This is a genomic window from Chitinophaga sp. RCC_12, from assembly GCF_041360695.1.
Classification (GTDB): domain Bacteria; phylum Bacteroidota; class Bacteroidia; order Chitinophagales; family Chitinophagaceae; genus Chitinophaga.
In genome coordinates, this window is record NZ_JBFUPS010000009.1 from 305925 (window position 1) to 320639 (window position 14715).

The 14715-nt window shown below is 43.6% G+C and carries 12 protein-coding genes; 11 read left to right on the forward strand and 1 reads right to left on the reverse strand.

All coding sequences use genetic code 11. The features are described 5' to 3' along the window. Positions 1-41: 41 nt before the first annotated feature. The 6 genes from AB6805_RS24645 to AB6805_RS24670 all read left to right on the forward strand — a co-directional run bounded on the left by AB6805_RS24645 (position 42) and on the right by AB6805_RS24670 (position 5020). A complete protein-coding gene (locus tag AB6805_RS24645) occupies positions 42-1145 on the forward strand; it encodes a DUF6688 family protein (protein WP_370912118.1) in 1104 nt (367 codons plus the stop codon). Between the two features lie 17 nt (positions 1146-1162). Beyond that, a complete protein-coding gene (locus AB6805_RS24650) occupies positions 1163-2212 on the forward strand; it encodes a hypothetical protein (protein ID WP_370912119.1) in 1050 nt (349 codons plus the stop codon). A gap of 110 nt (positions 2213-2322) precedes the next feature. Further along, positions 2323-3330: an NAD(P)-dependent alcohol dehydrogenase gene (locus AB6805_RS24655; RefSeq protein WP_370912120.1), complete on the forward strand. Its 1008-nt coding sequence runs from the start codon at positions 2323-2325 to the stop codon at positions 3328-3330. A 1-nt stretch (position 3331) separates the two neighbouring features. Then, complete coding sequence (locus AB6805_RS24660; protein WP_370912121.1) at positions 3332-3970, forward strand: class I SAM-dependent methyltransferase; 639 nt, start codon at positions 3332-3334, stop codon at positions 3968-3970. A 22-nt stretch (positions 3971-3992) separates the two neighbouring features. Then, positions 3993-4430, forward strand: coding sequence for a hypothetical protein (locus AB6805_RS24665; protein ID WP_370912122.1), 438 nt, complete (start codon positions 3993-3995; stop codon positions 4428-4430). Between the two features lie 62 nt (positions 4431-4492). Then, on the forward strand, positions 4493-5020 hold the full coding sequence (locus AB6805_RS24670; protein ID WP_370912123.1) for a hypothetical protein: 528 nt from the start codon (positions 4493-4495) through the stop codon (positions 5018-5020). Between the two features lie 56 nt (positions 5021-5076). On the opposite strand, the gene AB6805_RS24675 is transcribed toward AB6805_RS24670, so the two are convergent. Next, positions 5077-5475 (reverse strand): winged helix-turn-helix transcriptional regulator, encoded by a 399-nt coding sequence (locus AB6805_RS24675; RefSeq protein ID WP_370912124.1) that lies wholly within the window; start codon positions 5473-5475, stop codon positions 5077-5079. 87 nt (positions 5476-5562) lie between these two features. Between AB6805_RS24675 and AB6805_RS24680 the strand changes: the two genes are divergently transcribed. From AB6805_RS24680 to AB6805_RS24700, 5 genes are all read left to right on the forward strand, one after another. Next, positions 5563-6450 carry an NAD(P)H-binding protein gene (locus AB6805_RS24680; protein WP_370912125.1) on the forward strand — a complete coding sequence of 296 codons (888 nt, stop codon included), beginning with the start codon at positions 5563-5565 and terminating at the stop codon, positions 6448-6450. A gap of 227 nt (positions 6451-6677) precedes the next feature. After that, positions 6678-9806, forward strand: coding sequence for a SusC/RagA family TonB-linked outer membrane protein (locus AB6805_RS24685; protein WP_370912126.1), 3129 nt, complete (start codon positions 6678-6680; stop codon positions 9804-9806). A gap of 30 nt (positions 9807-9836) precedes the next feature. Further along, a complete protein-coding gene (locus AB6805_RS24690; RefSeq protein ID WP_370912127.1) occupies positions 9837-11579 on the forward strand; it encodes a RagB/SusD family nutrient uptake outer membrane protein in 1743 nt (580 codons plus the stop codon). 7 nt (positions 11580-11586) lie between these two features. Beyond that, positions 11587-13797, forward strand: coding sequence for a hypothetical protein (locus AB6805_RS24695; protein ID WP_370912128.1), 2211 nt, complete (start codon positions 11587-11589; stop codon positions 13795-13797). A 26-nt stretch (positions 13798-13823) separates the two neighbouring features. Then, entirely contained in the window at positions 13824-14714 is an 891-nt protein-coding gene (locus tag AB6805_RS24700) for an aldo/keto reductase (protein WP_370912129.1), read from the forward strand. The last annotated feature ends 1 nt before the right edge of the window (position 14715 follow it).

Genomic DNA, 14715 nt, shown 5'->3' on the forward strand with positions numbered 1-14715 from the left:
AGTATCACAAAAGATTGGACTAAAATAAAATGAAATAATACATGATCATTGTTTGTGCACTCCTCTTTTTTTTAGGACTAACCGGTATCACCATATTTACTTTGAAAAGGATTAAACCGGCCATTACTGTTCCGGAGGTTATCCTGGCGAACGTTTATGTCTTTTCCCTGATATCCCTGTTCATCGGCTTCCTGATTCACAGTAACGAATATTACACCGCCATAGACCCGGTTGATGATCAATGTTATATTCCGCTGGGCGGGAAGCACATCATCACTTTGACTTTTTACTTTATTGCCTTCAATATTTCTTTGTTGCTGTTATGGTTGAAGGGGCATAAATTGCCACCACTGGCCAAAGTGCTGTCGCTGGGTTTCCTGGTAACGGGTATCGTGATCAATTTGCTGATTTTATGGCAGGTATCGGAACATAATACGGCCAGCATCGATATTTATGACAAATCCGGACACATTTATCTTTTTGTATTTGCACCTGTAGTGGCGATATTGATTGCCGTCCTGCTTATACTCCAGGTAGTGAGAACGCACATGGTTACGGCCAATGAACGTATTTATTCCAATAAGTTCCTGAACAAATTGAATGTTTTCCTTGGGAAAAGAAGCAATTTAACGTTGTGGTCTATTATCCTGATACTTCCGTTACTGCTGGTTATTACAGCGGTGCTTACTTTGTTTGGCCAGGATCCCGATTCATTGATCAAAGCTTTCACAGAAACCACCACCTGGCGGTTTTCCCAGCAGATGCATCCGCCGGTGTTGGACCATAAGGGACATTATCTGTGTACAGTTGCCGTATCGGGAGATCCAAAAATCGTGAAGCCCCTCCGGTTGGGTAACAGGAATGGAAGAACGATTATCGTGAACCGGCAGTTGCTGATCGCAAATGCCTTCGAGGAAATGGTGCAGGATTTTTCTCCGGGGTTACACCGGGTGATACGGCATAACTATGATAAGTACGGATATAATTTATCCAGGAAAATCAATAACGAGCAAATGGCCAATTTAACTTACCGGCTAATGAAACCTTTGGAATGGATCTTTCTGATTTGTTTATATCTTTTATGTCAGCAACCAGAACAACGGATTAACAGGCAGTACAATGGTTCAGTATCGCCAGGAAATTAAAAACAAAAAACGGGAAGATGAAACCAACGGAGAAATACCTGAAGAATAAGAATATCATTATAGCGATCATCCTCTTTTTGATGAACTTAAGTTGTCAATCTCAGGACAGCGTAACGTACTGGAAAATAACTAAGATCTACCGGGAAGACAAAACTCCTTTTACAGGGATGACAGTTGAAGGTATGCAGGAAGTGCTTGATTATAATTTCCACTTCATCAGGAAAGGTGATAGCCTGTATTTTGAGCTGCCTTCTACATTTAAGATAGACATCCGGAGTTTTAAACATCTTTCGCAACTCCGCATCGCTGACAGGGAGTATTATGAAATGTATGATCATGCTTTCAGCAGCGATGTTTTCCAGATTAAATTCACGGATAATGCGACTACTTCCAACTCCAGAAACACCATTATGGAATTTACCTGGATATCGAAAGAAGAATTTGAAGAGGATATCAATAAGGAGATTACCCGGCAGAAAGAAGTGAGGGCGAAAATCAATGCACTAAAAAATCAGTTAAGCACAGACCCGCAAATTATATTGCATCCCGTTGAGAAATTGCCCGCGACAAGTCAGGTTATACAGGACGACAAAGGAAATCCTATCACTTTAGAGATCCCGCGCGGGATTGAACTCAAAGTATCCGGACATGTCAAAACCCAGCAGTTCGGGCTCATCAAAATCGGCACATTTACGACGAACGCTAAAATATATGACCTGGTCCATCCGCAAAAGAATTACGGATTAAAGCAACTCACTATCTGGCTCTCTACAGACCAGGCAGATTTTGACCTGGCGGGCTATAAGCTGGAAAGCCCCGACAGGGTTATCTTCAAAGAAGATGCAAACAGTGTAACCGGGTATGAGTTTGACTATGATCCTAAGGACGGGAAAGCTATCATCCGCTCTGTTTTTTGTCTTAAATATAAAAAAGTGGGCCAGACCCATGTTTTTATTTATGCGGATGTATACCGGTCGCAATTCAGCGGTAATTTTGACCATATGGCAGAGATGAATGAGATATTGAATTTTAATTACCAGCTTTCTGAGAATATCATCATTAAATAGCTTTATTCCCCCGAAAATCTTCCAAAAAATAGTCGTAACTTCTTTTCACGGACCCGGACCGCGAAGAGATACAGAGGGTCCAAAACCTATAAAAACTCATCGGGCTATTTATGAAAATCAAAGCATATGGAATTAAAGAGAAAGGTGGAAAACCGGAACCATTTTTTTATGAAAGAAAGGTTGGTGACAGTGAGGTAAGCGTCAAAATTATTTATTGTGCTATTGCAAGAGGGGATATCCAATTCATAAGTGATGATTGGGGCGATACTAAATTTCCACTTGTTCCCGGGCATGAAATTGTGGGAATTGTAGAAGCAATCGGGGCAAATGTAACTACATTGAAAGTTGGAGATCGCGTTGGAATTGGTTATCAGCAGGAAGCTTGTTTTGACTGTGAATATTGCAAATCTGGGAACGAACAATTTTGTGAGCGGCAAAAAGTAATTGGTGTGCATTGCTATGGTGGTTTGGCGGAGCATATTGTTGTTGATAACAGGTTCGCATTTAAGCTTCCGCCGGCACTTCATTCGGTGAATTCAGTTCCATTGCTGTCATCTGGTCTTGCTGTATATACAGGAATTACAAGAGCGCAGTTGCCTGCCAATTCCACTGTTGGTGTATTGGGTGCTGGTGGTCTTGGGTACCTGGCCATCCAGTTTTTAAATAAAATGGGACACCAGGTGTATGTATTTTCTCATTCTCCTGAGAAAAAAGAGATGATTAATCAGTTGGGAGCGGAGTTTATACTAAGCTCAAACGCCAATAATCTTACAACGACCGGGAAGAAATTTGATTTTATTATCTCGACACTAAATGTGCAATATGATCTGAATAATTTTTTGAAGATCCTTAAACCACAGGGGAAGTTTTGCGTGGTAGCCACGCCTTTGGAAAAGCAATCCGTTAACCTTGGCTTGCTATACGATTATGCTCAGCGAACTATTTTTGGAAATTATGTAGGTAGTTGCAAGGACATGACAGAGATGTTTGATTTCGCAATAAAGCATAACATTGAGAGCGCGGTGGACGTTATGCCGTTCTCTGAAATGAATGAAGCGATAGAAAAGGTAAGAGCAGGGAAAGGCAACATCCAGTTAGTATTGAAAAACGACGAATAAGATGAATTCACAGGAAAAAGTATTACACTGTTATGACCAGGTAGCCAGCGACTATGCGGCGCAGCGCTGGGATGAACTTTCCCACAAGCATTTTGACCGGTTGTTATTGAAGGAATTTGCAGCTGTTAACAAAGATAAAGGACCCGGCGCCGACTTTGGCTGTGGACCCGGGCAAACAACAAAATTTCTGTACGACAATGGCATGCAGGACATCACCGGCATTGACTTGTCGCCGGCGATGATTAGTACTGCCCGGGAGCTTTCTCCCCATATTAAATATGAAACAGGAGACTTATTGGATATCGCTTATCCGTCAGGATTTCTGGCAAGTGCCGTTGCATTTTATGCGATAGTACATTTTAATACTGACCAGGTCAGGAAGTGTTTCGAAGAAATAAACCGGGTATTAAGAACAGCAGGAGATTTTTTATTTTCCTTTCACGCGGGAGAGGAGATCGTTCATTTTGACAAAGCGCATGATAAAGAAATTGATGTTGATTTGTTCTTCTTTAAATCAGATGATATCATTGCATTACTTCATGAAACGGGTTTTAATATCATTGATGCCATAGAGAGGCGCCCGTATGATGAGGTGGAATATGCAAGCAGGCGGGCTTATATCTGGGCGCAGAAAAAATAATGTTTTAAATTAAAGTATCAAAATGTCCCTTATCTCCAGGTTATTGTATGTAGCTATCATTGTATTGCTTGGTTCCTATACCGGTCAGGCTCAAACGAAACAGTCATATCCCCGTTTTTTATATAACGGAAAGAATTATAACGAATTAATTACTAACCGCGTTCCTGAATATGGTATTGCTGCCAGAGATGGCTGCGTTGTAATGGGAGAAATCCAGTTAGAATTGCGTGATATAGATGCGGAGAAAATTGAAGGTTGGGTTAAGGATGCGGCAACAGGCGACACCCTGGTAGGCGCCAGCATTAAGATACAAAGGCGAAATAAGCACATGGAAACGCTCGCAACGGATTCACTGGGCCGGTTCCTGATGAGCAAGTCCCCTTCTGTCACGGAACTCCATGTTCTATATCTGGGTTTTCGTGAGCTCAACATCAGAGGATTGTCGGGGAAATTATTTTAATGTTTTGGCACAAATATCGGGGATTGCTATTTATGATTATGACAATAGAAATCTAACAAGGCATGAAAATCCGTTTTTTTATTATTTTCCTGACCGCAGCTAATTACCTTTCCGCAACAGCACAGCCTTCTTTAAAACAACAGCTGGATAAAGAGCTTGTTTTTGGAAAAGGATATACCATGAAGTTATATAAACTAAATACCGGTAATCTATGTGAGCAGGAGAAAGCTGTTGCGATTATGTATAATGGAATGTTAAGTAGTTGCTTCGACTATGTCCGAAATATATCGCCAGATACTGCACGAAAAATAATTAAGCTGATCAGAACACCCACCACTTATGGTGGTAGATATCCCTTTTGTTTTTATACTGACTATGCTCTTCTGATAACAAATGCTAAAAATGAGGTGTGCAGTTATGTGAGTGTGAGTTTTAATTGTAATCAGCTGATTCCTTATCCGGGGGTGAAGGAACAGGAAGTGCTGTCAAAAGGCGAATTACACCTGTTTGGATTTTCAAAGAAAGGATATACCAGCCTGGCCAGATTGCTGTTGCTGGAGAAGGAGGTCGGGTTGGTGTGGGAGCATTAAACTGAACTCCACAAGTCTGTTTTAAATGAATATCAAATCATTCCTCATCCATCTCCTCATTCTGGCGGAAAGTCCGCCATTTGTTTTGAAAATTGCCCCGACAGCTCCCCTCCCTGGCTAACAGCCCATTCCGCCATTGCATAGAGCACAGGCCTTAATGCCCTGCCCGACGCCGACAGTTCGTAGGTAACATAAGGCGGCACAACGGGTCTTGGCTCCCGCAAGATTAACCCGTCATTTTCCAGTTGTTTAAGGTGCTGTATCAGCACCTTTTCTGTAACCGCCGGTATTGATCTTTTTAGCTCGCTGTAGCGCTTTTTTCCCGACAGAAGACTGAACAGGATGATGGGCTTCCAATATCCGCCAATCTTTTCCATTACAAAGGTTACCGGGCAGGCGACAAACGCATTGCTCTTGTTTTCCTGGATGACCGATGTTTCTTTTATTGCTGTCATATTATTTGATACTTACCATTGGGTAAGTACTTGTATAAAGGTAAGTACAAGTTTAGTTTTGTACAAGAATTTTAAAACAAATAAAAAATGAAAGCAACAGTAACAGGTTCCCTTGGAAATATCAGTCGTGTTCTCATAGAAAGATTGGTGGCAAGTGGTCACGAAATAAAAGTAATAAGCTCCGATTCCGGGAAGGCAAAGGAAATAGAAAAGCTGGGCGCCGTACCATTGACCGGCTCTTTAACAGATGCGGAATTTGTTTCCCGGTCGTTCGAAGACGCCGATGCGGTATATACCATGGTGCCCCCTGATTTTTCCGTCCCGGACTATTATGATTTTGCAGATCAAATACACCAGAACTATGTCCGGGCTATTGAACAGCACAATATCCGGTATGCGGTCAACCTGAGCAGCATTGGTGTTGCGGTGGCGGGCATTGCTCCGCTATCGAGATACTACAACCTGGAACAACGGCTTAATGGCGTTACCGGATTAAATGTTGTTCATTTACGCCCCGCCATGTTCTATACCAATTTTTATGGTGGTTTAGGGCCTGCAAAACACCAGGGCATTATCGGGCACAATGTGGGCGGAACGGTTGATCTGCTCATGACACATCCGGCAGATATTGCAGATGCAGCCTTCAGTTTCTTAAACTCGCTTTCTTTTTCCGGTCAGCAGATCGAATATGTTATCAGCGATATAAGAAATGGCAACGGCATAGCTGAAATGTTAGGCAGCGCGATTGACAAGCCGTTAAATTGGGTGGAGTTTCCCGATGATGCCTTGTTGGCGGGGCTGCTTCAGAACGGGTTTTCACAGGATGCTGCTGAAAATCTTATCGTGAACGCGGGAAAAGCCATCAGGGAAGGATTGTTCGACGAATTTAAGAAAGATCAGTACGGAGTATCAGGAAGCCGGAAATTTCCCGGTTTTGCTAAAGAGTTTGCAATGGCGTATCAGTTTCCCGGTTAAAGTTTACAAGTGGAAAGGTCTATCAAGACCTTTCCGCTTTACCGGCCAGTTGAGTTTTGTTTATTGACATAACAAGTAATTGCCCTCCTGCAAAAATAACATTTGTAATGGTCAAATTAAGCGTTGTACATGGTAAGGGATAGTAAGATCTTTAGGTAGACTAGAGATGTCATCAACCGAACAATGAATTGCTATTCCACAAATTTGTCACCTGTACAATTTTTTTTATGAACCAAACCAAGTCGTTACTATGGGCGATTGCGTTGCTGTGCCTGATACTGCAATCCACGCATATTTATTCCCAAAGCAAGATTAGCGTTAAAGGCGTTGTCACTGACTCTACGGGCACGCCGCTCCCCGGCGCAACTATCAGCCAGGAAGGGAACCTGAGGAACGGAACGGTGTCCGGTCCGGAGGGCCGCTTTGAAATAAACACAGCTCCCGGTAGCCGTCTGAAAGTTACGATGACGGGATTTCGTACTGCCTTTGCAGTTGCCGGCACTTCCCAGTTGAACATCACACTACAGCCCGTTGCCACGGAACTGACAGATGTAGTGGTGGTAGGGTATGGTACACAGAAACGTGCTAAAATGACTTCTGCTGTTTCCTCCATAAGCGCGAAGGATATACAGCTCATTCCTGCAACCAATCTATCAAATGTATTGGCAGGACGTATGTCGGGTACCTTTATCAGTTCACCCACGGGTACGCCTGGTATTGGCTCTAATGTTAAAGTGAGGGCCCGCTCTTCCTTTAGCAACAGTGCCGTTGAACCCTTATATGTAATTGATGGTATAGTGCGGGATAAAACCAGTTTCGACGCGCTGGATCCCAATGAAGTGGCGGATATCACCATTTTGAAAGATGCTTCCTCGGCAGCTATTTACGGTTCCCGCTCTTCTAACGGCGCTATCCTGGTAACAACAAAAACAGGAAAGAGTGGTACGGCAGTTATAAATTTCAACGCCACCTATAACACGCAACGTGTAGGTAAACTGCCGGAATATATGCCGGTTAAAGACGGATTGAATTTAAGCAAAGCGGTTAACGGCGGTTTAAGTGATGAAGAAATTAACTGGGTGCTTCAAAATAACCCTAACGGCGATAACTATTACAAAGCCGCTTATACCAATCCTTCCAGCCAACGTTATGCATTAAGTGTTTCAGGCGGTAACGAAAAGCTGAGAGCCTACATAGGAGGTTCTTATATTAACGAAGATGGATTCCTGCCACAGGTATCCTACAAGAAATACAATCTCCGTGGAAACGTGCAGGCCAACCTCGTAAAAAATCTTACACTCGGTTTAAATCTGGGAACAAGTTATGGTACCCGCAACCGTTTCAACTTTACCTATGATTATGGTTCCGATGACCTGAATAATCTTTGGGGCAAGCTGCTGTACTGGGACGTATTTGCAACGCCTTATATAGATGGTAAACCAAATAACCCCGGTTGGCTGGGAAATCCCATAGAGATGATGAGAAACGGGGGCTACTGGCGTAACAACAACCAGCAAATAGATGCGTTGGTAACTGCCGAGTATAAAATACCCACGGTAGAAGGACTGAGCATAAAAGGTACCTACAGCAAAAACTTCGACAACAGCTATATAAAAACCTTTGCCAAAAAACAAACACTGTACAATTTTAAGAAAACAGGTCCCAATGGTTTGATTTATACAAATGAATTGGTGGGTACTACTTTAAGTGGCGATCCCGGCACTCAGTATTTAGGCAATGAATATAATAAATCCAATACTTACCAGCTAAATGCACAGGTTAATTACGACCGGACATTTGGAAAACATACGATTGGCGCACTGGCTGTTTACGAACAATACGAGGGCTACTCGAATTACTTCAGCATGTACCGGTATAATTTTCCGCTCGTTGCTACGGATCAATTTTTATACACCAGTGCAAACAACGCCGACTGGTCAACAAGTGGTAACGAAGGTCAGATTGGAAGGCTGTCCTATATCGGAAGGATTAACTACGACTATGATGCCAAATACCTTTTCAGTGCATCTGTACGGAGAGACGGCTCTACCAACTTTGCACCGGATAAGCGCTGGGGATGGTTTCCATCGGTGTCCGGAGGTTGGGTGATTTCAAAGGAAGGATTTTTTCAGTCATCAACACTTGGCCATGCAGTTGATTTCTTAAAGTTAAGAGCATCCTACGCTACCACCGGTAATGATATCCTGGATAAAGATGATCCTAACAGCAGATGGAGATGGATGGAGCAATATATTATACAAGGGGGTACCTATTTCCTTGGCGCTTCCGGTACACCGGCATCACGGCTGGCGTATGGCGGATTGCCTAACAGTAATTTAACCTGGGAAAAATCAAATTCCGCAGGCTTCGGTGTGGATGCAACGGTATTCAGAAATGTACGCTTCAGCTTCGATTACTGGAAACGTCAGTCCTATGATATATTAGGCAGCCGGATCCTGGCTATTCCTTACGAGTTTGGCGCATCATTGCCTCCTGAAAATTATGGAAAAGTTAGTTCCCACGGTATTGAAGTAGAGCTTGGCTATAGTAATAACATCGGCAAAAACTTCAGCTACAATGTAAAAGGGGTGTTCACCTATGCTACCAACAAGGCTATAAAAAGAGATGTGGCAGCTAATACACAGGACTATGCCAACCCCATCGGGAAAACGCTGGCGTATAGCTATGGTTACAAGGCATTGGGTGTAATACGCACACAGGAGGATTTGAATAAGCTGCCAAGCGGTTATACCATTAATGGAGTAGCCCCTGCTTTGGGAGATATGCTGCTGGCTGATTTAAGTGGCCCGGACGGAAAACCGGATAATAAAGTGGATAGCTACGACCAAATGGTGCTGGGTAATTATTTTGGAGCAGACAATGCACCTATGGCCTACGGATTGAACCTGTCGCTGTCGTATAAAGGATTTACGGTAGAAGCATTATTTTCCGGCCTCACAGGATATAAAATAAGTTACAATGACGCCTGGGGCAGGAATTTCGGCGGCGGTGGAAAAGTTCCACAATACCATGCTGATTCCTGGAGTACCGAAAATCCTAACGGTTCCACTCCAAAAATGTACCCCTGGGGAGATCCCCACTCTGCCGGTTACACATGGACCTCCACATTCAACGTATATAACGGCGGCTTTTTACGGATGAAATACCTGAACATCAACTATAAATTGCCTGATATCGTATTGAATAAATTAGCGATTAAAGATACCAGGATTTTCCTGGCAGGATCAAACCTGTTTAACATCAGCAAATTTAAGTTGTATGATCCTGAAGTGTCTCAATTCATGAGTTATCCAACTATGAAAACTTTTACCGCAGGAATTGATATAAGGTTGTAGAAAAGCATGTTCAAATTAAAAAACAAGAAAATGAAGCATAAGTTAAATATAGCAGTACTCCTTTTTTTCGTTCCTTTTTTATTTGTGAGCTGCAATAAAGTACTTGATAAAACGAATCTCTCTGCAGTTGGTCCGGACCAGGTATGGTCGGATGTAAATATTGCCACCGCCTATTTAAATCAGATCTATTCAGCGCTGATGCCAGGCAATCCTTACGGCGGCGGCAACAACACCGACGAAGGCGTACCTTATCAGAAACAAACAAATGAATGGTTCAGGGGCACCGCTACCTTCGACTCACAAAACAGTTTTGGTACTTATAATAATATTCGTACTATCAATATTTTGTTGGGTAATATTGATAAAGCTACCTTCAGCCAGGCGGATAAGGATAAAATTAAAGGACAGGCGTTATTCTGGAGGGCCTGGGCTTATCAAAACCTCGTGAGCACCTACGGCGGCGTACCACTGATACTGGAAGCACAGCTGCCTACCTCCGATTTAACTACACTGCAGAAACCCCGTAATAAAACATCAGAATGTGTAACACAGATTTTAAAAGATATAGATGATGCCCTCGCCTTACTGCCCGACGCTTTTACAGATGACGACATGGGCCGGATAGACAAAGGAGTGGCCCTTGCCTTTAAAGGAAGAGTATTATTGTTTTATGCCAGCCCGTTGTTTAACGGTTTGGGAGGCGTTGCCACCTGGCAAAAAGCATTCGATGCTAATAAAGCCGCCAAAGAATTCCTGGATGCACGCGGCAAAGGGTTATATAGTCCCTACAGTAAAATATGGGATGATGAGCTAAACAAAGAAGTGGTAATGGTCCACCGGTTCAACTATCCGCAGGCCACTTATTTCCAGGGCGGTTTAATTCCCCTGGATTGGTCTAAAGATGATGTAGGTTACGACCGGCCCTCCCTGGAACTGGTGAATGCCTTTCCTATGAAGGATGGCTCGGCCTGGGAATCACAATCAAGAAGCTACGATACACTGTTCTTTAACAGGGATGACCGGTTTTATGCCAATATTTATTACAACGGAGCTCCTAATCAATATTTAAAGGGGATGCGTGACAGTAAAACATACCTGTGGACCTATTTTACGTCGATAACAAATTATAACGGTGGCACCGGACTGGAAGGCGTGCATAATGCAATAACACTGGATCCTTTATGGTCTAACTCCAGTTTTTACCGTATAAAAGCGGTTGATAAAACCCTTGACAAAGGCACTGTTTACAATGCAGGCGTCGACTGGGTTGAAATCCGTTATGCTGAAGTATTAATGAATTACGGAGAATGCGCTAATGAAACAGGTAATACTGCAGCGGCACTGGATGTGTTAAAGCAGATCAGGACCCGTGCAGGTGTGCTGCCAGGTATTGCCGGTAATTATGGAATTACAGCCGTGTTGCAACCCGACATACGCAAAGCATATCAAAAAGAACGTTTTGTTGAGTTTTGTTTTGAAGGTAAACGTTTGAATGACCTGCGCCGCTGGAAAATGTTTGGTTACCTGAGAAGCCTTACTCAACGTCATGGAATCGCCGTATTGCTGAAAACAGGACAATCGGATGTAAGCCCGATGTCGGATATAAATACAGTGTGGAGTAAATTTACTTCTACTGTTATTCCAACAGATGCCGTTGATATAGCTATTAAAGATCAGTACTATATTTATGGCATTCCTAAAGCAGTGTTGGATAGAAACCCATTGTTAAAACAAAACAATAACTGGGGTGGCGACTTTGATCCCCTGCAATAGCAATTGAATGAAAGAAAATAAGCGTAACAGGAAGTATTTAACGGCCGGGATAATCATTTGTACATTATTGGGTTTTAACAGGCACGCAGGCGCACAGCAAATGGCGTTTACAACCAGGTATTCGTCTGTTAGCATCAATAAAAGCGGATTTATTACCAGTATCAGGGATAAACAAACAAACAGGGAATACAATCCCCGGGGACTAAGCTCACCATTACTGGCGCTGGAAAAAGAAGGAAAGAATATTTATCCGGTCAGTGCAAAACTACAGGGGAAACAGTTAAAGCTGACCTATCCCAACGGTACAATTGCCACGTTAAAGATCGACGAGAAAAACGACTACCTGCGTTTTGAACTGTTGTCATTGTTACCACGAAATGGTGTTGACAATGTGATATGGGGGCCTTATAAAACCAATATCTCCAAAACCATCGGCGAAATACTGTCGGTAGTAAGAAGTGAAAATTTTGCCATTGGCATACTGGCGCTGAACGACAATACCACCAGCGGTCCGCCCTGTAATGGAGATATGTACCAGTCCTGCTATATCATTCATTCGCCTGATCCGGCGAAGTACCCACTGCCGGCAAATCTAAAGGAAGGTCAGCGGTTCCGTATCGGTGGAGATGGCATTAATGATGTGGCATTTTATTCGCACCCGGAAGAATATTACCGGTATATGAATGGTAATGGCGCCAGCCTGGAGCCGGACTTCGGATCGTCTATCGTATTACATTCGCGCGACCGGAAGAAGCCGTACACCATTTTTTATCCGCATTTTAATGATTTCCCCGGGGTAAAATCGCCCCGGCATATGGAGCTGACGCCGGTTGACGTAGACTATATCGGTTCTGCCATCGCCTTTTATGCCTGCCCTGATTCACTGGGACTGCAAACAATTGAACAGATTGTAAAAAATGAAGGCTTACCCTATATAACCAGGAATGGGAAGTGGGTAAAAGATCCGTCCAATTATCAAACGGATATCGCCTGGTGGGGGCCGCACGACAGCCTGGTTTCCTATGCCGGGCAGCTGGGACTGAAAGCTGTTCAGGATGAGGGTTTGGGAGAATATTATACGAATCCGGCCAACCGGTGGGGTGATAAAAAAGTGACGCTCAACCAGCAAAAACGGCCCATCAGTGACTTAACCGCCTTAACCAATAAAGAAGGCGTTGCCTATGGTTTGCATACGCTTACAGAATTTATTCAGCCATTTAGCAGCGATGTGCATCCGGTGCCCAACGATGGCTTATGCACTGTGTTAAAAACCCATATCGCCAAAACGATTAGTGCAAATGATACGTTGATACAGGTGGTGGACACCAGCTATCTGAACGAATTTGGCGGTTGGGACGACAACAAGGTGAATGTGCTGAAAATCGGGAAAGAGCTGATCCGGTATAAAGGCGTTACCACCACCAAACCATATACACTTACCGGTGTAGAACGCGGCGCCCTCAAAACCAATGCTGCCGTACATCATGCAGGGGAGCAACTGGCCAAACTCCAGGTAAACTGTTATGGTGGATTTATCCCCGATATTGCACTGCAGGATGATTATGCAGCCTATTATGCCCGCCTGCTGCACGACGGAGGGATGAACTATATTGACTTTGATGGTTTCGAAAGCTTTACCTACCAGGGACATGGACAATACTCTTTCAAACGTTTTATGAGAGGCATGTTTGACCACCTTAAAGAAATGAACGTGCCGTACGTGAGAGTGATGGGATCCTGCGTTTTTGAAGGAAACTGGCACTACATGAGCGTATGTAATGTAGGGGGTGGTAATCATATGTTTGATCCGGTAAATAATAAATGGGGAATTGAAGGGAAAGACATGCGGTATTCTTTCAACGGAAGTTATTTTCCCGCTACTTTTGGGATACAGAATCTGCAGCGCGACTGGACCGTACAGGTAGTAGAGAATCTCCAGTGTAAATCCATTGCCTGGGAAGCTACCTATATGCTGGGGTTAAGCCAGGATGCTGTAGAGAAAAGAACCGACAAGCAGGCGATATTCAAAGCTTTCCGGACCTGGGAAAACGCAAAGAATGCCGGTGCATTTGGAGACGCATTGAAAAAAGAAATGCAGGAAGAAAAAAATGTTTATCACCTGGAACAATTGGATGATAATACCTGGAAACTTTACAAGGCAGCGTCAGATGGAGTTTGGGGCAGCCCGGAAATATTGAAGCGCAGCAAAGCAAGTTGATAACAGTTTATTTTACTTATTTTTTTATGGTCAGCGAACGTTTGGTGCTTGGTACTGCCGGATTAGGCGGCGTTTGGGGAAAGGTTGATCCACATCAATCTGTATTAACAATTTTATCCGCACTCGAATCGGGTATAATCGCTATTGATACCGCTCCGGCTTATGGAGATGCGGAGCGCTATCTTGGTCAGGCATTACAGCAATGGGATGGGAAAATACCCGTGATCAGTTCCAAAGTGGGGCGACTCAAATCTTACGCCGCCGACGAAGCCTGTTACGATTATTCAGACAGGACAATGGCGGAAAGCCTGGAGAACAGTCTCCATACTATTGGTATCTCTTCTCTCGATATCCTGTTTTTACATGATCCTCATGCCATTCCCGAAATGGACGCGGAGCGGATCATTAACAGGCTGATAAAGTTCAGGGAACAGGGATTGGCAAAACGGTTAGGCGTAGGAGGTAATTGGCCTTCCTGGCTGAAAGCATACCTGGATGCCGGCGTTTTTGATGTGGTGATGGAGTTTAACCGTCTTAATGCCTCAAATGTAACGTCACTCGGGGATTCACTGCCTTACTGCCTATCCCGTAACATACAGTATTATGCTGCCAGTCCGCTAAACATGGGACTGCTGGGGCGATGTATAGGGTCGTTTAAACAGATGCGCCCGGAATGGCTGCCCGAAGAGGCACTGAAGATGGCCATAGAACTGGAACAAATAGCGGAAAAACACCGTCTTTCCCTATCCGCTATGGCGCATAGGTTCCTCCTGTCTTTACCCTATGATTTTAATATTGTATTGGGACCATCCAATACAGCGGAACTGGTGGCCAGTATTGAAAATTTTAACCAGGGTAAACTACCGGACGCCATCCAGACAGAAATTTTGAATTGCAGTAACGGTAAAAGAAGTTAAG

Bases quoted from the DNA above. Each gene is read 5' to 3' on its own strand.
- AB6805_RS24645 (WP_370912118.1), top strand. From the start codon at position 42: ATGATCATTGTTTGTGCACTCCTCTTTTTTTTAGGACTAACCGGTATC.
- AB6805_RS24650 (WP_370912119.1), top strand. From the start codon at position 1,163: ATGAAACCAACGGAGAAATACCTGAAGAATAAGAATATCATTATAGCG.
- AB6805_RS24655 (WP_370912120.1), top strand. From the start codon at position 2,323: ATGAAAATCAAAGCATATGGAATTAAAGAGAAAGGTGGAAAACCGGAA.
- AB6805_RS24660 (WP_370912121.1), top strand. From the start codon at position 3,332: ATGAATTCACAGGAAAAAGTATTACACTGTTATGACCAGGTAGCCAGC.
- AB6805_RS24665 (WP_370912122.1), top strand. From the start codon at position 3,993: ATGTCCCTTATCTCCAGGTTATTGTATGTAGCTATCATTGTATTGCTT.
- AB6805_RS24670 (WP_370912123.1), top strand. From the start codon at position 4,493: ATGAAAATCCGTTTTTTTATTATTTTCCTGACCGCAGCTAATTACCTT.
- AB6805_RS24675 (WP_370912124.1), bottom strand. From the start codon at position 5,475: ATGACAGCAATAAAAGAAACATCGGTCATCCAGGAAAACAAGAGCAAT.
- AB6805_RS24680 (WP_370912125.1), top strand. From the start codon at position 5,563: ATGAAAGCAACAGTAACAGGTTCCCTTGGAAATATCAGTCGTGTTCTC.
- AB6805_RS24685 (WP_370912126.1), top strand. From the start codon at position 6,678: ATGAACCAAACCAAGTCGTTACTATGGGCGATTGCGTTGCTGTGCCTG.
- AB6805_RS24690 (WP_370912127.1), top strand. From the start codon at position 9,837: ATGAAGCATAAGTTAAATATAGCAGTACTCCTTTTTTTCGTTCCTTTT.
- AB6805_RS24695 (WP_370912128.1), top strand. From the start codon at position 11,587: ATGAAAGAAAATAAGCGTAACAGGAAGTATTTAACGGCCGGGATAATC.
- AB6805_RS24700 (WP_370912129.1), top strand. From the start codon at position 13,824: ATGGTCAGCGAACGTTTGGTGCTTGGTACTGCCGGATTAGGCGGCGTT.